The organism is Winogradskyella sp., from assembly GCF_025210595.1.
GTDB lineage: Bacteria > Bacteroidota > Bacteroidia > Flavobacteriales > Flavobacteriaceae > Winogradskyella.
The window spans coordinates 1-19,891 of sequence record NZ_JAOARH010000036.1 but is presented as its reverse complement, the minus strand read 5'-3'; the positions used below and the strand labels follow the sequence as shown (position 1 = coordinate 19,891).

21 protein-coding genes are annotated in these 19,891 nt (G+C 32.8%); 5 read left to right on the top strand and 16 right to left on the bottom strand.

Annotation, left to right across the window (positions count from 1 at the left end; genetic code table 11):
• From N4A42_RS03565 to N4A42_RS03530, 8 genes are all read right to left on the bottom strand, one after another.
• The coding region (locus tag N4A42_RS03565; protein ID WP_294069967.1) for an enoyl-CoA hydratase-related protein at positions 1-285 on the bottom strand (285 nt) is incomplete at its 3' end.
• A gap of 200 nt (positions 286-485) precedes the next feature.
• Positions 486-986 carry a 1,2-phenylacetyl-CoA epoxidase subunit PaaD gene (gene paaD / locus N4A42_RS03560; protein WP_294069965.1) on the bottom strand — a complete coding sequence of 167 codons (501 nt, stop codon included), beginning with the start codon at positions 984-986 and terminating at the stop codon, positions 486-488.
• 22 nt (positions 987-1,008) lie between these two features.
• Positions 1,009-1,761 carry a 1,2-phenylacetyl-CoA epoxidase subunit PaaC gene (paaC, locus tag N4A42_RS03555; RefSeq protein ID WP_294069962.1) on the bottom strand — a complete coding sequence of 251 codons (753 nt, stop codon included), beginning with the start codon at positions 1,759-1,761 and terminating at the stop codon, positions 1,009-1,011.
• An 87-nt stretch (positions 1,762-1,848) separates the two neighbouring features.
• Complete coding sequence (gene paaB / locus N4A42_RS03550) at positions 1,849-2,133, bottom strand: 1,2-phenylacetyl-CoA epoxidase subunit PaaB (RefSeq protein WP_294069960.1); 285 nt, start codon at positions 2,131-2,133, stop codon at positions 1,849-1,851.
• Positions 2,134-2,135: 2 nt separating this feature from the next.
• On the bottom strand, positions 2,136-3,092 hold the full coding sequence (paaA, locus tag N4A42_RS03545; RefSeq protein WP_294069958.1) for a 1,2-phenylacetyl-CoA epoxidase subunit PaaA: 957 nt from the start codon (positions 3,090-3,092) through the stop codon (positions 2,136-2,138).
• Positions 3,093-3,159: 67 nt separating this feature from the next.
• Positions 3,160-4,233, bottom strand: coding sequence for a 2Fe-2S iron-sulfur cluster-binding protein (locus N4A42_RS03540; protein ID WP_294069956.1), 1,074 nt, complete (start codon positions 4,231-4,233; stop codon positions 3,160-3,162).
• 105 nt (positions 4,234-4,338) lie between these two features.
• Positions 4,339-4,914, bottom strand: coding sequence for a TetR/AcrR family transcriptional regulator (locus N4A42_RS03535; protein ID WP_294069953.1), 576 nt, complete (start codon positions 4,912-4,914; stop codon positions 4,339-4,341).
• Positions 4,911-5,531, bottom strand: coding sequence for a DUF4230 domain-containing protein (locus N4A42_RS03530; RefSeq protein WP_294069950.1), 621 nt, complete (start codon positions 5,529-5,531; stop codon positions 4,911-4,913). The genes N4A42_RS03535 and N4A42_RS03530 overlap by 4 nt, the downstream gene beginning before the upstream one ends.
• A gap of 194 nt (positions 5,532-5,725) precedes the next feature.
• On the opposite strand from N4A42_RS03530, the gene N4A42_RS03525 reads away from it, so the two are divergent.
• Together N4A42_RS03525 and N4A42_RS03520 are read left to right on the top strand one after the other, a co-directional pair.
• On the top strand, positions 5,726-7,453 hold the full coding sequence (locus N4A42_RS03525; protein ID WP_294069947.1) for an amidohydrolase: 1,728 nt from the start codon (positions 5,726-5,728) through the stop codon (positions 7,451-7,453).
• Positions 7,454-7,940: 487 nt separating this feature from the next.
• Entirely contained in the window at positions 7,941-8,672 is a 732-nt protein-coding gene (locus N4A42_RS03520; protein WP_294069944.1) for a hypothetical protein, read from the top strand.
• A 16-nt stretch (positions 8,673-8,688) separates the two neighbouring features.
• Here N4A42_RS03520 and gldC read toward each other — a convergent pair whose 3' ends face one another.
• The gene (gene gldC / locus N4A42_RS03515) at positions 8,689-9,024 is read right to left on the bottom strand and encodes a gliding motility protein GldC (protein WP_294069942.1); all 336 of its coding nucleotides are present in this window, start codon (positions 9,022-9,024) and stop codon (positions 8,689-8,691) included.
• Complete coding sequence (gene gldB, locus N4A42_RS03510) at positions 9,024-9,992, bottom strand: gliding motility lipoprotein GldB (protein WP_294069939.1); 969 nt, start codon at positions 9,990-9,992, stop codon at positions 9,024-9,026. The genes gldC and gldB overlap by 1 nt, the downstream gene beginning before the upstream one ends.
• Before the next feature lie 84 nt (positions 9,993-10,076).
• Here gldB and nadE point away from each other — a divergent pair, with 84 nt between their 5' ends.
• Positions 10,077-10,865 (top strand): NAD(+) synthase, encoded by a 789-nt coding sequence (gene nadE, locus N4A42_RS03505; protein WP_294069937.1) that lies wholly within the window; start codon positions 10,077-10,079, stop codon positions 10,863-10,865.
• A gap of 128 nt (positions 10,866-10,993) precedes the next feature.
• The gene (locus tag N4A42_RS03500) at positions 10,994-11,623 is read left to right on the top strand and encodes a response regulator transcription factor (protein WP_294069934.1); all 630 of its coding nucleotides are present in this window, start codon (positions 10,994-10,996) and stop codon (positions 11,621-11,623) included.
• A 9-nt stretch (positions 11,624-11,632) separates the two neighbouring features.
• Here the strand turns inward: N4A42_RS03500 and dnaG are convergent, their stop codons facing one another.
• From dnaG to N4A42_RS03475, 5 genes are all read right to left on the bottom strand, one after another.
• The gene (gene dnaG / locus N4A42_RS03495) at positions 11,633-13,600 is read right to left on the bottom strand and encodes a DNA primase (protein ID WP_294069932.1); all 1,968 of its coding nucleotides are present in this window, start codon (positions 13,598-13,600) and stop codon (positions 11,633-11,635) included.
• Between the two features lie 228 nt (positions 13,601-13,828).
• Positions 13,829-14,920, bottom strand: a complete 1,092-nt coding sequence (locus tag N4A42_RS03490) for a hypothetical protein (RefSeq protein WP_294069930.1) — start codon at positions 14,918-14,920, stop codon at positions 13,829-13,831.
• Positions 14,921-14,964: 44 nt separating this feature from the next.
• The gene (locus N4A42_RS03485; protein ID WP_294069928.1) at positions 14,965-15,741 is read right to left on the bottom strand and encodes a hypothetical protein; all 777 of its coding nucleotides are present in this window, start codon (positions 15,739-15,741) and stop codon (positions 14,965-14,967) included.
• Positions 15,728-16,306: an RNA polymerase sigma factor gene (locus tag N4A42_RS03480; protein ID WP_294069925.1), complete on the bottom strand. Its 579-nt coding sequence runs from the start codon at positions 16,304-16,306 to the stop codon at positions 15,728-15,730. The genes N4A42_RS03485 and N4A42_RS03480 overlap by 14 nt, the downstream gene beginning before the upstream one ends.
• A 121-nt stretch (positions 16,307-16,427) precedes the next feature.
• The gene (locus N4A42_RS03475; RefSeq protein WP_294069923.1) at positions 16,428-17,405 is read right to left on the bottom strand and encodes a polyprenyl synthetase family protein; all 978 of its coding nucleotides are present in this window, start codon (positions 17,403-17,405) and stop codon (positions 16,428-16,430) included.
• Between the two features lie 227 nt (positions 17,406-17,632).
• Between N4A42_RS03475 and N4A42_RS03470 the strand changes: the two genes are divergently transcribed.
• Positions 17,633-19,099 carry a T9SS type A sorting domain-containing protein gene (locus N4A42_RS03470; protein ID WP_294069921.1) on the top strand — a complete coding sequence of 489 codons (1,467 nt, stop codon included), beginning with the start codon at positions 17,633-17,635 and terminating at the stop codon, positions 19,097-19,099.
• 52 nt (positions 19,100-19,151) lie between these two features.
• On the opposite strand, the gene rlmN is transcribed toward N4A42_RS03470, so the two are convergent.
• A partial coding sequence (gene rlmN, locus N4A42_RS03465) for a 23S rRNA (adenine(2503)-C(2))-methyltransferase RlmN (protein ID WP_294069919.1) occupies positions 19,152-19,891 on the bottom strand: 740 nt, incomplete at its 5' end.

The window sequence follows — 19,891 nt, the reverse complement described above, 5'->3', positions numbered from 1 at the left end:
TCGAATACGAAGGATTATTGGATTGTAATGTTCTTCTAAAATCTTTTTGAATCCTGGATTTAATTCTGGTGAAGTAACTTCTTTTAAATCTTGACCTGCACAAAATGCTTTTCCGTTTCCAGTTAAAACGATAGCTCTTACTTCATCATTTTTTTCGCAATCGTCTAGAATACTTTGAAGGCTTAATGCCATTTCACGATTAAAGCTATTGAAGACCTCTGGTCTGTTGAGCGTTATGTACGCTATATGGTTTTCAATTTTAAGTAGAATTGAATTGTTGCTCATACCTTATTTTTGTTGTCATTGCGAGGACGAAGGACGTGGCAATCTTTTGATGAGATTCCTTCACTTCGTTCGGAATGACGTTTATCTTATTTAATATTTAGATTTTGCATTTGTTCTATATTATTGAACGCAATGCAAAATCATAATGATATTCTTAACTTTGACTTCGACAAGCTCAGTCTGACAGCTCTGAATGACACTTATTTTAAACATTTAAAATAGTCAAACGGTTCTTTACAATCTTCACATTGGAACAATGCTTTACATGCAGTAGAACCAAACTGACTTACTAGTTTTGTATTTGTAGACCCACAAAGGGTACACTTTACGATTTTTGCATCACCAAGAAGCGCTGCTTTGTCGGCTTCTGCATCTAAAGGTGCAGCAATACCATATTTTTCTAGAGCAGTTCTTCCTCTTTCGGTAATCCAATCGGTTGTCCAAGCTGGAGATAAAACTAATTCCACTTTTGCCTTGTAACCAGCTTCATTAAATGCTTTAGTAATATCATCGCCAATAACGTCCATTGCAGGACAACCACTGTATGTTGGTGTAATCTTAACTAACACCTCTTTATCTCCAATGATCTTCGCATAACGAATCACGCCCATATCTAATATCGTTAAAACGGGAATTTCTGGATCAGAAACCTGATCTAAAATTGGAATTAATTCGCTATTAATTTCGGCATGTTCAATCATTGATATACTCTTATTTTTATGACTACCAAGTCATATTAGGATAAGCACGTTGCATATATTGTAATTCAGCCAATAAATAACCTAAATGCTCTGTATGAATACCTTGCTTTCCTCCTTTTTGGAAATAGTTTAAATCTGGCACCTGCAAAGTTGCTTCTTCTAAAACCTCAGCAACTCGCTTATAGTAACCTTCTTTTAATTCTAAAGTATCTACACCAACACCCTCAGCTATCATTGCCTTATCTGCATCTGTTTGATGAAATAATTCATCTGTATATGTCCATAAATCGTTAATTGCTGCTTGGATACGCTCATGACTTTCTTCCGTACCATCACCTAGACGCTTAATCCAATCGGTTGAAAATCGCAAATGATAAGATACTTCTTTTAGCGATTTTTTTGCGATTGCCGCTAATGTTTCGTCATTGCTATTTTGTAATTCAATTAAGAACGCATAATGATACACATCAAATAAAAACTGACGCGCAATAGTATAGGCGAAATCTGTATTAGGTTGCTCAACCAATAATACATTAACGTATTCACGCTCTGTACGCATCATTGCAATAGTATCTTCATTACGATCATCACCAGCAACCTGTGCAGCATATTGAAAATAGCTACGTACTTGCCCGAAAAAATCTAAGGAAATATTTGTACAGGCAATATCAGTTTCTAAACTTGGACCATGACCACATAATTCACCTAAACGTTGCCCAAGAATTAAGCTATTGTCTGCTATACCTAATATGTAATTGTATAAATTATTGTTCATATTCATTTTCCACGAAAGTGGAAATCTTTTTTATGTTCCACAAATAGTAATAGTTTCCCATTTTCATGGGAATTGTAATGCGTTGCATTACATATGTTTAATTTCGTCTGGTAAATCGTAAAATGTTGGGTGACGATATACTTTATCTTGAGCTGGCTCAAATAATTCTCCATTATGCTCTGGATTTGATGCTGTAATATGTTTAGATTCCACAACCCAAATACTCACGCCTTCACTTCTTCTTGTATATACATCACGTGCATTTTCTAGAGCCATATCTGCATCAGCAGCATGTAAACTTCCAAAATGACGATGTTCTAATCCGTTTTTACTTCTTACGAAGATTTCCCAAAGAGGCCATTCTTTTTTCATAATTATCCTGCCTTATTTAGTTTTTTATCTTGTTGTTTTTCTGCATGAGCTATTGCTGCATCACGAACCCATTGTCCATTCTCCCAAGCAGAAACTCTTGCTTTCATTCTTTCTTTATTACAAGGACCATATCCTTTAACGACTTGCCAAAACTCGTCCCAATCGATTTCACCAGAATCGTAGCCACCTTTTTCTTCATTCCATTTTAAATCTGGATCTGGGATAGTTAAACCAATTAATTCGGCTTGAGGAACTGTTTGATCAATGAACTGTTGGCGTAATTCGTCATTAGATTTACGCTTTAATTTCCATTTCATGGATTGTGCTGTATTTGGCGATTCATCATCACGAGGTCCAAACATCATCAATGCTGGCCACCAAAATCTATTTAAAGCATCTTGCGCCATTGCTTTTTGCTCTGGCGTTCCTTTAGATAGGGTTAACATAATTTCATAGCCTTGACGTTGATGGAAACTTTCTTCCTTACAAATACGTACCATAGCACGTGCATAAGGTCCATAAGAGGTTCCGCATAAAGCCACCTGATTGATAATAGCTGCACCATCAACCAACCAGCCAATAGCTCCCATGTCTGCCCATGTTACTGCTGGATAGTTAAAAATACTTGAGTACTTTGCTTTTCCTGTATGTAGCTGCTCAAACATTTCATCTCTAGAAATCCCTAAGGTTTCTGTAGCACTATACAGGTATAACCCATGACCTCCTTCGTCTTGTACTTTAGCTAACAATGCTACTTTACGACGTAAGGAAGGCGCTCTTGTTATCCAATTTCCTTCTGGCAACATCCCAATAATTTCGGAATGGGCATGTTGTGACATTTGCCTAATATGTGTCTTACGATACTTTTCAGGCATCCAATCTTTAGGTTCAATTTTTTCATCACGTGCAATACGCGCTTCAAATTCTTCCTCTAAACTTTTTATTTGTGCTTCACTCATAATTTAGTAATTAGTGAATTGTTATTCGTTTTTAAAAGATTCCTATCTTCACAGGAATGACAATTTTCTATACATCAAAGTCAACTACCACTTTATCTGAAGTTGGTACTGCTTGACAGCTTAACACCCAATTTTTAGCGACTTCAAATTCTTCTAAGGCGTAGTTAATTTTCATCTCTACAGTTCCTTCTTTCACTTCACATTTACAGGTACTACATACACCACCTTTACAAGCGAATGGTAAATCTGCACCTGCACCAAGTGCAGCGTCAAGTATGTTATCATATTCTTTAGTCATGGTAAAATGGAAATCTTTACCACCATCGACTATAGTTACTTCGGTTCCTTCAACGTTTTGTTGCGCTAATCGCTCAGCACGTTTAATATCTTCTTCAGACAAACCTTTTACGAACAGTTCAAAATGAACTAGTTCTTTTGGCAATCCTGAATTTATAAGGTATTCACTTACGAAGTTCACCATGTTTTCTGGTCCGCAAAGAAATACTTCATTAGTATCTGGAATATCAATAAACGTCTTCGTTAGTACTTGCATTTTCTCGTCATCAAAACGTCCATTGAACAACTCAATATCTCTACGTTCTTTAGTTAAGAAATAATAAATTTCTAAACGTCCAAAATATGTGTTTCTTAGCTGCTCTAACTCTTCCTTAAAGATAATGGATTTTACGGTTTTATTCACATAAAACAACTTACACGTAGAGTTAGGTTCATTTGCCAAATGTGTTTTAATCATTGACATTAATGGTGTAATTCCACTTCCAGCCGCAAAAAACAAGTAGTTTTTCTTAAACTCTTTATTGGATTCAACTCCAAAAGTTCCACTTGGCGACATCACATCTAGCTCATCTCCTGCTTTTAGGGTTTCATTAGCATAAGTAGAAAATTTACCTTCTGGAATTTGCTTCACAGCTACTTTCCATTGGTCTTCTAAAGGACTTGAACACAAAGAATATGAGCGACGAATGTCTTCGCCATTAATATCTTTTCTTAAGGTTAAGTGTTGTCCAGGAGTAAATTCAAAATCTTCTTTTAAATCTTGAGGTATATCAAAAGTAATAACAGACGTATCCTTAGTCTCCTTATAGATGTCTGCAACTTTTATTTTATGAAATTCTGCCATTTAAATAATAATATCAAAAAAACTAACACCTGTTAGTTTAAAGCCAAAGTTATAAAATATAAATTAACACAGTCTTTAAGCAATCTTATACAGACTGAATCTAAATTAGCACGCAACTCCTTTAACAAGAATTTTACTTAACGTACCTATTAATTCTTCGAGATCTAAATCTTCCTTTTTCGGTATCCATATGTAAAGTGATCTTAGTGTCGTTAAAATAGAAAACATCATTATTTCTGGTTTTGCATCTAAAATTTCACCCGAAGCAATTCCTTTTTTAAGAATATCTATAAAATCATCTTCATAATTTACACGCAATCTTTTAAAATAATCTCGTTTTTCTTTAAGGTGCATCCAATCATTATTAAGCGAAGCCATGCCATAAATATTTTGACTTGACAGCCTTACATGAAGCTCAATAATTTGTTTTAGTTTACCTACACAGTTTTCTTCAGAAGATCGAATTTGTTGCATACCTTCAGTAAAAGCTTCTGCAAGAGAAATTATAATAACATCTAAAATATCTTGTTTTGAAGTAATATGATTATACAAACTCGCCGCCTTTATTCCCATCTCGGAGGCGATATCTCTCATAGTTACTGCGCTGTATCCTTTTTTCTTAAAAAGTTTAGCTGCTACTCTTACAATTTCTTCTTTCCTAGTTTCAGATGTTTTATTCAAAGTTTAAAATCTAAAGATTGTAATGCTTCTGTGTTTTGTATTGGAGTTTCATTATACTGTAAAGTCCATCCTAAAGAATTTGTTAGAATAAAGAATTTTGAAAGTTCACTTATTAATCTATTTTGAGCATTAGATTTTAAATCTGAACCTTCAATTTTTTTCATTAAAGATTTTTTTACAGTATCTTTTATTTTATTGTAGTCATTGGCTTCAAACTGATTTAAAAAATCTGCTTGAATATCATAATATTCAATATCTGGATTAATCTTAATTTCCTCCTCTGGAATACTTAAAATCTGTAAGGTCTTGGTAACTTCGTCTATCTTATATTCTATTTTACTTAAATCGTAACCTACAGTAACATCTGCATTAACAATAACTACAGCTTGTTTTTTAGCCTCCATTAAATCCGCAAAAACAGCTTTAGAACTCTTATAAGTAAACACCTCGCTAAAATGCCCTTCCGTAACAATTAATTTACCTACATTTTTTATTTGCTCTTTTATTAAGGCTGTGTTTTCTTGAATTGTTACTTTATCCTCATTCTTATCATCACAGTATTTAAAACTAAATAACACTACAAGTGTGATAACAACTCCAAAAAGAATTTTTCTCATAAGACTAATTTAAAAAATAATATTAACCTATAAACAAAAAGTAATTATTTAGTATTAATGAAAATTATTGCTTTAAAATGTGTGCTTTTATATTAGAAAAGCTTTTGAAGCTTAAACCATAATTTTATTGAACAAAACATAACACGATTTAGTCTTTTTTAAATTTGTATTTTACAGCTTCTAAACTCACCAACATGAAATTAAAAAAAATTGCTTTCTTAAGTTTTATTTTATTGTTTTTCTTCTGCATATCATGCTCTAGTTCTAAAAAAGAATTTGCATCAATGCTTATCTATGGCGGAACCATCTATACCGTAGATTCAACAAATACAACTGCAGAAGCTGTAGCTATTAAAGACAATAAAATTCTGTTTGCAGGAAGTTTAGAAGAAGCCGAGACTTACAAAAACAACCAAACTAAGCTTTTAGATTTAAAAGGCAAAACAATGACTCCTGGCTTTATAGAAGGCCATGGCCATTTTATGGGTTTAGGCTATAACGAGCTAAATTTAGACCTTATAAACACAACAAGTTATCAGGCTATTATAGATGCCGTAGCAGAACGTGTAAAAACTGCACAACCAGGTGAATGGATACTTGGTCGTGGTTGGCATCAAAGTAAATGGGATAGCATGCCAGCCGAAATAGTTAACGGATTTCAAACCCATCATTTATTAAGTGAAGTTTCACCAAACAACCCTGTCTATTTAAGACACGCTAGTGGACATGCTGGTTTTGCAAACGCAAAAGCCATGGAAATTGCAGGATTACAAAATCTTGCCTTAGATGGTGTTAAAAAATATAACATTGAAGGAGGAGAAGTTCTTGTGGATGCACTCGGAAGACCAACTGGTGTTTTTAACGAAATAGCGCAAACCATAATAACACAGCACATACCAGAAAAAACTCTAGAAACTGACATTAAAGCTTTTGAATTAGCTGTTAAAGCCTGTCATAAAAATGGCATCACAAGTTTTCATGACGCAGGCATACCTAAAGAAACTATTGAGTTATATGAAAAAATGAAATCTGAAGGCAAAATGCAAACTCGTATTTATGCTATGCTTACTGGTTGGGATGAGGATTTACTAAACTCCTGGTACAAAAAGGGGATCATGATAGATGACGAACATCTTTTTACCATTAGGTCTATAAAATTAAATTGCGATGGTGCTTTAGGTTCGCGTGGCGCTTGGCTTTTAAAACCTTACACAGACCGACCAGATCATTATGGCCATGAAACCTTACCCATGGAATTTGTAAGAAAAACTGCGATCAATGGACTTAAACACGGATTTCAAGTTTGCTCGCATGCTATTGGAGATAGAGCTAATAGAGAAATTTTAGACCGTTATGAAGTTGCTTTTAATGAATTACCAGAATCAACTTCTAATCACAGATTTAGAATAGAACATGCACAGCACTTGCATCCTGATGACATTCCTCGCTTTGCAGAACTAAAAGTAATTCCTGCTATGCAAGCTGTACACATGTCTTCCGACAGACCTTGGGCTATTGATCGCTTAGGAGAACAACGTATTAAAGAAGGAGCTTACATGTGGCAAACGTTATTACAAAGCGGAGTACCTATTGTTAATGGCACAGATGTTCCTGTAGAACCTATAAACCCTATTGCTAGTTTTTACGCAAGTGTTAGCAGAAAAACTTTAAAAGGAACACCTGAAGATGGTTATGAACCTAGCCAAAAAATGACCAGAGATCAAGCCTTAAAGTCTTACACTTTAGATGCTGCTTATGGTGCTTTTGAAGAAGACATAAAAGGCTCTATATCTGCGGGAAAATTGGCAGATTTCACAATTTACGACCAAGATATAATGACTATTGACGAAGACAAAATTTTAAACACTAAGGTTATTATGACTATCTTTAATGGTGAAGTAGTTTACAATACCGAAAAATAAAAACACTAGTTTCCTTCTCAAACGATGGCCTAACTAATGTTTTAAATGATTAATAGCTTTACAAAAATAAGCTACAAATTGCACACGTATATTACCAAAACATTATCTATGTAATAACAATTTGTTTTAAAAAAATATCTGGAGATGGTTTAGCTCCATGCATTTGAGAGCTAGAAGTCATAAACCATGAACGCATTGCATGGACAAATCATATATTAAAAAAAGCACCAAAATCAGATTTCAAAACTTATTTAAACACTTCATTTAGCATAACCATCTAACAACCAAACCTTAAAAGCCTACCAGAAACCTCACACTCAGTTCAACTTAATTTTTGGTTTTATAACGAAACCACCTTCTTTTTATCTTAAAAAAACACCATACAACTATATCCTTTTAACGAGAGAGCACATCTCTCTAACTTTACACTATAAATACTAATCTTTTAGAGATTATTTGTTTCCCAAAAAACAAAAACCTACTTAACATGAAAAAAGAATACACTATACTTCTTTTATTATTGACTTCGTTTATTTACGGTCAAAAATCAACACTTTTAAAGAATATAAACTACAGAGCAACAGAGCTACATCACAGTTTAAACAAAACAGAAGACACCCTTATCCTTAAAGGTGATTATACCATAGATAAAGTAGAAATATTTAATAATGATTTTGAGAAAGTGTACCTTATAAATAATAAGAAAACTAAAATCCCTCTTCACGACATTCCTGTTGGTAGGTTTGTTACAGAAGTAAAAACAAACAATAAGCTTATTATCATTACCCTTCTAAGACACGAAAATCTTGGCGATTTACCAAAGACTTCTGAAATTGAAGAAAATAATAACCTTACTGAGACCTACACCTACCACAATAATGCAGAGGGAAAAATGCTAACAAACACCAAAACTAAAGAAGCTACCATACATCCTACTCCAAAAACCGTAAGGTTTTATTGGATTGTTAAGCACATCAATAAAGGTCACAGCTCAAGTAAAAAAATGAGAATTGGCGATAAAGGGGTTGTAGACAAAATGATAGCTCAGCACAAAATTGATCTAAAATCTAAAGCAGGTAAAAACAACAAACTAACCATTTGGGAAGTCTACGATACTTCAAAGTTTTTAAGATTTAAAAGACAAAACCCAGATTACGCAAATGTTGATAAAGCCGACTGCTTTAATATTAATCCGTTTTATAAATCTGGAGGTAATTAATTACCTTAAAAGGTTTTTATTTTTTTAACTCTAACTTTTCCGCAAAATAGTCACAAAAATCTTTCATTGTAGCGGTCATTTTTTCGTCTTGTGTAGCTCTAAAAAATGTATCACTCATAGTTACTAAAGTTTGATGAAAAAACTGCTTCATTTCATCTACTGGCATATCTTTAGTCCACAAATCTATCTTAAGTGTTTCTTGCGCATCACTATCCCAAACAGATAACATAAGAGCTTTGGCTTCTTTATTATTTACACCTCCATCTTGTGCAGACCAATTTAGTCTTTCTGGTACTCTATTCTCATCAAGTTCTACGTTTAATTCTATTTTAGATTTTAAGGTTTTAGGCATTACTTTCTTGGTTTAAATTTTGCTTTTTTAAATATCTCTTCTGGTTCTTTCTCTAGTATAGTCATCACATCTTCATCTGTAGCTTTAGCATAAGCTTTAACAATTTGCCAACCTATGTATTGCCCTAAACGGCCTGGTGATTCATTATCTAATTGCAAATAAAATTTTGAAAAAGGTGCATCTGCTATAAATCGACTTGGCAACTTACTATCTGTACTATACAACATTTCCTTTTCTATAAAATGACTCCAAATAGGGCTTTCGTTAGCTTCTGCCCATTTTAATTCTTGATCTGTATAACCAATTCTTTCAGCATCAGATTTAAATGGTATCATTACATCTTTAAAGTAAAGCAACTTACCATAATAAATCATTTCGTCCAAAAGTGTACTTCTATTAGTTTGAAATGTATACTTCTCTGCATAGGCTTCAGCTATATCACAAATTATCTGAGAGCTCTTCATATTTGAAGAAATATAAGCTGGTATACCACCATCTACATAAAACTTATGATTAGAACCTAAATAATTATCTAATGCTATTAGCACAATACTATCTGTAACTATTACATTATCTCTATATTGAACATAATTTGTAAGCGTAACTACTCTAGGCACAGAAAAAACCTTATCGTAATATTTTAGATGTTTAAACAATCTGGTTAAATCTGTCTCAGCTTCTTTAAAATCATTAAACGCCTTATTCACTTCGGTTAATATTTCATTTTGCAAAGTATCCTCTAGCCTATTAACCCAAACCGAATCGTGTATTTTTTTCGAAAACAAAAAAGGAAATGTTTCTTTTAACTTAGGTAAATCTTTAGGGCTTGCAGCATATTCAATTTTATCAAAGCGTTCAACTACAAAATCTAAATCAATATTAGAAATTTCATTTTCTAACTTAGAGTCCTCATTACAAGACACAAAAAAAAGTCCCAATATTGATAATATAATAATTCTTAATGTCATTTTACGAAACATTTTTAATCCTAACTCGTTTCCGTTATTTTTGTTGTGCAAATGTACATTTCTTTGTTTTAAATCTTAAATATTATGCATACTGAAAAGGTAATAGACTATATTGTAAGTTGGTTAAAAGATTATGCAACCAAAGCCAAAGTTAACGGATTTGTTATAGGGATATCTGGCGGAATTGATTCTGCCGTAACCTCAACACTATGTGCAAAAACAGGCTTAGATCTATTATGTATAGAAATGCCTATTCACCAGGCTGCCAGCCATGTTACAAGAGCTCAAGAACATATTGCCTTATTAAAAAAACGTTTTTCTAACGTTAGTGACGTTCGAGTAGATTTAACTCCTGTCTTTGAAGAATTTAAAACCGAAGTTAGCTTAGAAGGAAAACAAGCCATTGTAGATATGGCTTTAGCAAACACTAGAGCTCGTTTACGCATGACAACACTATACTACTATGCTGGCTTAAAAGGTCTTTTAGTAGCAGGCACAGGAAATAAAGTAGAAGATTTTGGAGTAGGCTTCTACACAAAATATGGTGATGGAGGTGTTGACCTAAGCCCAATTGCCGATTTACTAAAATCTGAAGTCTATGAAATAGGTGAATATTTAAAAGTACCTAAATCTATAATACAAGCAGCACCAAGCGACGGTTTATTTGGAGACGCCAGAAGCGATGAAGATCAAATTGGAGCAACTTATCCTGAATTAGAATGGGCTATGAAAATGAAGGATCAAGGAAAAACTGCTGTTGATTTTACTGACAGAAAAAAAGAAGTATTTAACATTTTCATGAGTTATAACACTAGAAATCAGCACAAAATGAATCCTATTCCTGTTTGTGAAATTCCTAAAATTTTAAGATAATCATTGAATTTTATTAAATAATATGGCGTAAATATTAAATTTTTAACTATTTTTGTAAGGCAAAATCCTCTAGACTTAGAAATTTGTCATCATTTTGATTAACCCTAACCAAATTAAAATCAATTGTCATGATACGCATTCTAATTGTTGACAGTCACCCTATTATAAGAACAGGATTAGAACTGTTCTTAAGCAGTAAACCAGGCCTAAAAGTTGTAGGTAAGTTAAATAGCGGAATAGAAATTTTCGAATTTGTAAGACGCTATGAAGTTGATGTTATTATATCTGAAATTGACTTACCAGAACTTAATGGAATAACTGCTCTTAGAGCTATTAAAAAAGAAAATAAATCTATCAATGTGTTGATGTTTAGCCATCAGCCCGAAGAAATCTACGCTATAAGCACCCTTAAAGCAGGCGCTTCAGGATATCTAAATAAAACTGCAGATACTGAAACTATTGAAACTGCTATTAGAAAAATTCACGGAGGAGAAGTTTATCTCAGTGAAAAAATGGATAAACATTTACGCTACGAAGACACTCGTAAGAGCAGAAGTCGTATGTTTAAAAAATTATCGACAAGAGAAGTAGAGGTATTAAAGCTATTATCCATTGGTAGAAAAAATAAAGAAATAGCTGAAGAATTAGATATTAACGAAAAAACTGTAAGTACTTACAAAGCAAGGCTCTTTAAGAAGCTTAACGTAAATAATATTGTAGATTTAATCCATCAAGCAAAGCATCACAACTTAACGTAATAATTAGCGTTAGCCACCAATTACTTTTCCAAGTTTACGAGATAAGAGCATTTTAAGCCCTAAATAATCTTTTACATCTTCTATAATAGAACGCGTATCTGCATTTTCTTTTAAGGTTTCGTTTTTATACTCAGCAACCTTTTGGTCTATAAGGTAGCATCGTAAACTTAAAATGGTTTGGCTTACCAATTGAGAAACGGAATGATCCTTTCCTTTAGGGATTATTTGGTTACGTTCCCAATCATGGAGGTTGTATTTTTCATCCTCCATTAAAATACTTGTGACTTCGCTTGCAGATTTTTGATCTAGTTGATTGATGAAATTTTTAGTCGAAAAATTTTCATCCTGGTTTAGCTTGTCTATAATTGAATAATATAATTCCCTAAATTGCTCATTTGAAAACATCATTTCATCTTCCTGAAGATCGAGATAAATTTTTTCAAATACACGAGCTTCGTGTATTTCTGGTTCTAATAGTAATTCACCAGAAGATTCATCTTCCTTTAAAACCAAATCTTCAAACTGCTCTACTCTATCACCATAGAGCATTAATATTTCAATAATTTTCCGTTCTAATTCATACTGAACATCTATTCTTTTCTTTTGCTCTGCTTGATGTCTAACTACTTCAAAAGCTTTTTGTTCTTGCTTATGTTTTTTATTAGCTTCCTGAAATTCTTTTTTATTGATTTGTGCTAACGTACTAAACAACACATTTTCACTAATATCCATAATAGACGCACATTCTCTCACATATATTTCGCGTTTTATAGCGTCTGGAATTTTAGCTATACTATTAACAATTTCTCGAATTGTTTCTGCCTTTTTTATAGGATCTTTATTAGCCTCTTTAACCAGAAGAGATGCTTTAAATTGAATAAAATCCTTAGCATTTTCATTAAGGTAAGTTGTAAGCTCTTCTAGAGTATTTGTTTTAGCAAAACTGTCTGGATCTTCACCATCTGGAAAAGTACAAACCTTAACATTCATACCTTGCTCTAATATTAAATCTATACCACGAATAGAAGCCCTAATACCAGCAGCATCGCCATCAAAAAGCACTGTAATGTTTTTTGTAAGTCTATTAATGAGTCTTATTTGTTCAGAAGTTAAAGCTGTACCAGAAGACGACACAACATTTTTAATTCCGGTTTGATAAAACTGAATCACGTCTGTATAACCTTCAACTAAAAAGCAATTATCCTCTTTTGCTATAGTCTGCTTAGCAAAATACAAACCATAAAGCACTTTACTTTTGTGGTAAATTTCACTCTCTGGAGAGTTAAGGTATTTAGCAGCTTTTTTATCATTAGTTAAAATACGGCCACCAAAACCAAGTACGCGCCCACTCATACTATGAATAGGAAACATTACACGACCTTTAAACCTATCAAAACGTTTTTGGTCTTTAACAATAGTAAGCCCTGTTTGCTCTAAAAACTCTATCCGATAACCTTTACCCAGAGCACCATCTGTAAACGCTTGCCATTCACCTAAAGAATAACCGAGTTGAAACTTTTCTATTATAGCTTCAGTAAAACCTCGTTCTTTAAAATAACTTAGACCTATAGCTTTTCCTTGATCTGTTTTGTGTAAAGTCTTTTGAAAATATTCATTAGCATACTCACTCACTAAATACAAGCTCTCTCTGGTATCTGCCTGAGCTTTTTCTTCATCTGTACGCTCAGTTTCCTCAATCTCTATATTATACTTTTTTGCCAAATATTTTATAGCTTCAGGATAAGTGAAATGCTCGTGTTCCATTAAAAAGGTAATTGCATTACCTCCTTTACCTGTAGAGAAATCTTTCCAGATTTGCTTAACTGGTGACACCATAAAACTTGGTGTACGTTCTTCACTAAAAGGACTTAAACCTTTAAAGTTACTTCCAGCTTTTTTAAGCTGTACAAAATCGCCAATAACCTCTTCTACTCGAGCGGTTTCAAAAACTTGTGATATGGTGTTTTGTGAAATCATACTACTTCCTACGAAGGCAGGAATCTATCGTTAGAATTATTTATATTTTATGGATTCCTGCCTTTGCAGGAATGACAAGGATGTAAATTTAAGATAAACTATTTGTTTTAGAAATATCGCTATAAATAATTATTCTTCTTTAAATAAATCTGTAAAAATCAAAAGCCCAAATCTATTTCTAGATTAAGGCTTTTAAAAACTCAAAAATTGATTGATGAAAAAATTGTTTTAGTCGAGATCCCATCTAAGACCTAAAGAAATATTATTCTGCTCAAATGCCTGATCTTTAAAAAGCGGACTTAAATCATATTTTGCATAGATAGACCAATCACCAAAACCAATATAACCACTTAATCCGTACACAAAGTTTGAAGCATTAAAATTGCGCCTTTCTTTATCTTTAACCCTATCACCATCTTCATCTTTATATACTATTTTTTGCTGTGAAGCTAGTCTTACACCACCATAACCTCCAAGACCAATTTTAAAGTGACCGTCTTCAAAAAATCTTACTCTATCACCATAATCGCGTTTAGTAGATGATCCAAATTCAAGATGCACAGGAAACACTAAGTTAGTTACTCTAAACTTAGCTTTTTTAATATCATATTGAAATTCTTGTAATGTAGTTTCATCTCCATCTTGTACAAAATATTGATTATCCTTTATGTTTAACTTGTTGTATTGAAAAGAGAACCCATAGTTTAATCTCGTAAAATTAGAAGTTTTAAAAAGCCTCGTCTGCCACACCCAACCTAATTCTACAAAGCCAGATCCGCCTAATTTGTATGGAGAATCATCTAATCCTTGACCATCACCTATGGCATTATTAAATCCAATAGCAAAAAGTAGTTTATTTGTTGTACGAATATCATACTTAGGAGGTGTCTTATCTTTATCTTTAGACAAATCTATATGCAATCCGTGTGAGCCTAAACTTATAGCCACGCGCTCATCGTCATCTCTTGTGTATTGATATGAGTTATATCCATTTCGTTTTAGCAATGCAATTTTACTATCAATGATTTGGGTTCTATTTTCTATATTAAGTGCTGCCGTTTTTGCTGCTTCTTTCTTTAAATTTTCAGCCTCCTCTACCGTAATTTCTTTATCATCTAATCTTTTATTAATCTTAGATATTTTTAATTTTAGAATATCGCGTTCTTGCGCTTCTATTTTAGATTTCTCAGTTTCAAGATTCATAATCTTATAATCTACTTCAGCTTTCCTAATTGAGTCTAATTTTTTGTTTTGCCCTTGTGCTATGGCAAATGTTATTGAAATAATGGCGTATACTACCAATCGTGTAATTGTGTTCATAATTGTTCGTTTTTTGATGATTTATATTTATTTAATTTGATTTTTTAATTATTACGCTGTACCACTGCTGTTTTTACGGTTTTATAACCATCTTTAAGTACTTCGTAAACTTTACTTCTAAAAGACTGTCCCATTTCTTCTTCTACGTCATCTAATAAAGATTCTGCATCTACAGTAGTATTAATACTTTCTTTTTGAAGTCTATCTTTAAATAGTTCTTTGCTTGCTAATTTTAAAAGAGAATCTACTTCTTTATCTGTTACCGAAGCATTATCAGTTGCTAACGATTTTATAGATTGATCAACAGCATCTTTATCTATTATTGCTTGTTTTGCTATAGAGTTTTGTTCTTCATTAAAATTTATTGCTGTTTTTGAATCGGGTTCTTCTATTATATTTTTAGTTGCTAATCGTGTATGTTTTTTCTTTTGATTAACCGCTTTATAATTTATAATTTGAAGATTTGTTATGTCTTCTTTTTGATTTGAATTTGTTTCCTCTATATTATTTTCAGAAGCAAGTTCTGTAGCTTTTGTATTATTATAATTTAGTATTTGTTCTTCTTTAATATTTTCAACTGGTTCCTCTACTAACTTCGGAGAAATTTCTTCTGCATTTTTAGACCCGAAGGTTTGAACCACTACAGCTAGCATAATAATTAATCCTGCAGCAATACCCATCCACCAAAACCATGCACTTTTAGATTTCTTTTCTTCAGTATCTAATCGCTGAGATAGTTTTGCCCAACTATCTGTAGATGGCTGTAAGCTTCGTTTCTCTAGCTTATCTTTTAGTTGTTCTTCAAATTTAATTGGTGCCATAACTACTATTATTTAATTGTCTTATTTTTTTCTGAAGCATTTGTCTTGCTTTAAACAATTGCGACTTAGATGTACCTTCTGATATGCTTAACAATTCTGCAATCTCATTATGCTTATAGCCCTCTATGGCATACATTACAAACACCATTTTATAACCTTCTGGTAGACTATCTATTAACTGTTGAATTTCTGCTACTTCAATATTGGTCTTTATGTTATTGGTATAATCATGTTCTAAATAATCATCCTCAGTTGCAAACTCAATATGCTTTTGTTGTCTTAAAAAAGAAATTGCTTCTCTTACCATAATACGTCTCACCCAACCCTCAAAACTGCCTTTATTTTTAAATGTATTGATATACTTAAAGACCTTAAAAAACCCATTCAACATCACCTCTTCTGCTTTATAGACATCTTTTATATAATACCTACAAACACTTAACATTTTTGGCGCATATAACTCATACAATACATGTTGTGCTTCGCGATTATTTTTCGCTGCCCTTTGTATAAGTTTTATCTCATTTCGAGATTTATCGGAATTATGAAGTTGAATAACTTTCATCTTAACTGCTTACTATTGCACTTCTATAAATATAGACGCAAATGTTATAACAATGGTTGTCTGAAGAGAGAAGAAAAATTAAAAAATAAAAACAAACAACTGATTAAGTGACTGTTATAGTTTATTTTTTTCTATCGATTACATAATTCACCATGAGCTCCAAAGAAGATTTGTATGGAGATTTTGGATAATCACTAAGAATACTTAAAGCTTCTTCTTGAAAATTCTTCATTTTAGAAATCGCATAATCTAATCCGCCATTAGATTTTACAAATGCAATAACTTCTTTTACTCGTTTTTTATCCTTGTTGTGATTTTTAACAGAATTAATTAACCACGACTTTTCTTTTTTTGTGCAATTGTTTAGTACATGTATTAAAGGTAAAGTCATTTTTTGCTCCTTAATATCAATACCTGTAGGTTTTCCTATCTTTTCTTCACCATAATCAAATAGATCATCTTTTATCTGAAAAGCCATACCTATAAGTTCTCCAAACTTGCGCATTTTTTCTACCTCATCTGAATTTGGCTTTACAGAAGCTGCACCCAAACTACAACAAGCCGCAATAAGTGTTGCGGTTTTTTGTCTTATAATATCGTAATAAACTGCTTCTGTAATATCTAACTGCCTTGCTTTTTCAATTTGAAGCAATTCACCTTCGCTCATTTCACGTACAGCTACAGAAATAATTTTAAGCAAATCAAAATCATTATTATCAATAGATAATAACAAGCCTTTAGACAATAGATAATCACCAATTAAGACTGCTATTTTATTTTTCCAAAGTGCATTAATAGAAAAGAAACCACGACGTCTATTACTATCATCTACGACATCGTCGTGCACAAGAGTTGCAGTATGTATAAGCTCAATAACCGAAGCACCTCTATAGGTACGCTCACTAACTTCACCATTTTTTAGCATTTTAGCCACCAGAAAAACAAACATAGGTCGCATTTGCTTTCCTTTTCTATTAACAATATAGTGCGTAATTCTATTAAGCAAAGCCACCTTACTTGCCATAGACAACTGAAACTTTTGCTCAAAAAGATCCATTTCGTAGGCTATTGGTTGCTTTATCTGTTCGGTTATCTTCATCTGTTTTTTTTCATTGTTTTAAAGTTTTCAGATGGAATTGGCTCATATAAATTTTTGTAGGTTAAAACTTATTGCTTTGGTAAGCTCATTTCGTAATAGCATCGAAAACATTGCAAAGCTACGAATAAAGAATTTTTAGATAAACAAAAGCTTAATAATACAAATTTAATACGTTGAGTGAACAATTATTTGTAACTTTATCGATTATTAATCTAAAAACAAACTTTATGAAAAAAATTACTTTACTATTTGCATTAGTCTTTTCTTCGAGTCTAATGTTTGCCCAAACTGTTTTAACAGAAGATTTTGAAGCAGGTACTAGTTTCCCAACCGTTAGTGGCTGGACAGTTCAAGATTTAGCTACACCTGCTAATGGTGAAGTTTGGACTATTGACAATACTGGAGAAGCTGGTGGTTTTACTGCCGGAAATAGCTTAGTCTATGACAATGGTGCTGTAGGAAATTATGCTACTATGGATAGTGATGGCTACGGAAACAACAGTACTGCTGAAAACACAACTTTAACAAGCCCTGTTTTTGATTGTTCTAGTTTAACTTCTGTAACCCTTAGCTTTGACACTGTATATAATGGAAACTTTGGAGGATTAGGTGTTATTGAAGTTTACAATGGTTCTTCTTGGGTTACACTTCAAACATATGCTACAGCAGCTGGAAATACACCAAACACGACTGTTTCTGGTAACCAAACATTTGATGTTCCTCAATTAGTAGGTGTAAGTAATGCACAAATACGTTTTGTATGGACTGGTAACTGGTCTATTTCTTGGTCTATAGACAATATTTCAGTATTTCAATGTACAGTTAGTGCTCCAAATGCAGTTTCTGCTGTTGCACCAGCAAATGGAGCTACAGGAGTTGCTATTAATTATGGAGCTACAAACAATTTAGGCCCTATTGAATGGGCACCAGCTGCTATGGGAGATGCTGCCGATAGTTATAATATTAGTTTAGGTACTAATACAGCTGGAGACGACATAGGAACTATAACTGGTTTTGATATTGGAAATTCAATTAATTTTAACTGGGCTCCAAACACAACTTATTATTGGTTTATTGAAGCTGTTAATTGTGCAGGTACAACTGCCAGTCCTGTTTTTAGTTTCACTACTGAAGCTTGTACAGAAACAGCTGCACCTAGCGCAGCTACTATTGCTGAACCAGCTGATGGTTCAATGAATGTAGCTGTATTTGCTCCAGACAATAGTGTAGATTTTAGTTGGGCATCATCAGATCCTAATGCTAATTTCACATTAAAACTTGGTACTGCTAATCCACCAACTCAAGAATTCAACAATTTTGAAAATGGAGGTACAATAACTGGCTTGGCTTTAAACACTACTTACTACTGGAGTGTTGATTCTTATAATTGCTTAGGAACTACACCTGGTGTAGTTGGAAGTTTTACAACAGCTGCTCAATTATCTGTTGAAGATAACCAATTAGACTCTTTTAGTGTTTATCCTAACCCTGTAAAAGACTTCTTAAACATTAAATCTGCTAATGATATAGACAGCATTATTGTTTACAACCTTTTAGGTAAGCAAACTGCTATTTTTAATAGTGATGAAATTTTAAATTCAAGAATTAATTTAGAAAACTTATCTCAAGGACTATATTTAGTTAAAATTACTTCTGGAAATAAATCTCAAACTATTAGAGTTACTAAAGAGTAATGTAGATTTATATTAATCATAAAAAAAGCGGCAATTGCCGCTTTTTTTATGATTAATTTTTATTTGCCAACTGACCACAAGCGGCATCAATATCTTTACCTCTACTTCGCCTTACGGTAACCGTAATATTATTGACCTCAAGAATATTTACATACATATCTAAAGCTTTAGAATTTGCTTGCTGAAATTCGCCATCATCAATAGGATTATACTCTATTAGGTTTACTTTGCTAGGTGCAAACTTGCAAAATTCTACTAAAGCATCAACGTCTTTTCGTTTATCATTAATACCATCCCAAACCACATATTCATAAGTAATTCTATTCTTTGTTTTAGAATACCAATATTGTAGAGCTTCTCGTAAATCGCTCAAAGGAAAAGTTGCATTAAATGGCATAATAGAGGTCCTTACTTCGTCTATAGCAGAATGTAATGACACAGCTAACTTAAACTTCACCTCATCATCAGCCATTTTCTTTATCATTTTGGGCACACCAGATGTAGAAACTACAATACGCTTAGGTGACATTCCTAAACCTTCTGTTGAAGTAATTTTATCAATAGCTTTAAGAACATTATTGTAATTCATAAGCGGTTCTCCCATTCCCATAAATACAATATTACTTAAAGGTCTACCATGGTATAAACGACTTTCATTATCTATTGCAACAACTTGATCATAAATCTCGTCTGGATTTAAGTTTCTCATTCGCTTTAACCTAGCCGTTGCACAAAATCTACAATCTAAACTACATCCTACTTGAGATGACACACAAGCTGTTGTTCTTGTAG

Coding starts and splice junctions, on each gene's coding strand:
- N4A42_RS03530 (WP_294069950.1), bottom strand. CDS start 5,531: ATGAGAAAAATTCTTTTTGGAGTTGTTATCACACTTGTAGTGTTATTT.
- dnaG (WP_294069932.1), bottom strand. CDS start 13,600: ATGATTTCACAAAACACCATATCACAAGTTTTTGAAACCGCTCGAGTA.
- N4A42_RS03485 (WP_294069928.1), bottom strand. CDS start 15,741: ATGGCACCAATTAAATTTGAAGAACAACTAAAAGATAAGCTAGAGAAA.
- gldC (WP_294069942.1), bottom strand. CDS start 9,024: ATGCCTAAAACCTTAAAATCTAAAATAGAATTAAACGTAGAACTTGAT.
- paaD (WP_294069965.1), bottom strand. CDS start 986: ATGATTGAACATGCCGAAATTAATAGCGAATTAATTCCAATTTTAGAT.
- N4A42_RS03475 (WP_294069923.1), bottom strand. CDS start 17,405: ATGAAGATAACCGAACAGATAAAGCAACCAATAGCCTACGAAATGGAT.
- paaB (WP_294069960.1), bottom strand. CDS start 2,133: ATGAAAAAAGAATGGCCTCTTTGGGAAATCTTCGTAAGAAGTAAAAAC.
- N4A42_RS03540 (WP_294069956.1), bottom strand. CDS start 4,233: ATGGCAGAATTTCATAAAATAAAAGTTGCAGACATCTATAAGGAGACT.
- nadE (WP_294069937.1), top strand. CDS start 10,077: ATGCATACTGAAAAGGTAATAGACTATATTGTAAGTTGGTTAAAAGAT.
- N4A42_RS03520 (WP_294069944.1), top strand. CDS start 7,941: ATGAAAAAAGAATACACTATACTTCTTTTATTATTGACTTCGTTTATT.
- paaA (WP_294069958.1), bottom strand. CDS start 3,092: ATGAGTGAAGCACAAATAAAAAGTTTAGAGGAAGAATTTGAAGCGCGT.
- N4A42_RS03490 (WP_294069930.1), bottom strand. CDS start 14,920: ATGAACACAATTACACGATTGGTAGTATACGCCATTATTTCAATAACA.
- N4A42_RS03525 (WP_294069947.1), top strand. CDS start 5,726: ATGAAATTAAAAAAAATTGCTTTCTTAAGTTTTATTTTATTGTTTTTC.
- paaC (WP_294069962.1), bottom strand. CDS start 1,761: ATGAACAATAATTTATACAATTACATATTAGGTATAGCAGACAATAGC.
- N4A42_RS03470 (WP_294069921.1), top strand. CDS start 17,633: ATGAAAAAAATTACTTTACTATTTGCATTAGTCTTTTCTTCGAGTCTA.
- N4A42_RS03500 (WP_294069934.1), top strand. CDS start 10,994: ATGATACGCATTCTAATTGTTGACAGTCACCCTATTATAAGAACAGGA.
- gldB (WP_294069939.1), bottom strand. CDS start 9,992: ATGACATTAAGAATTATTATATTATCAATATTGGGACTTTTTTTTGTG.
- N4A42_RS03480 (WP_294069925.1), bottom strand. CDS start 16,306: ATGAAAGTTATTCAACTTCATAATTCCGATAAATCTCGAAATGAGATA.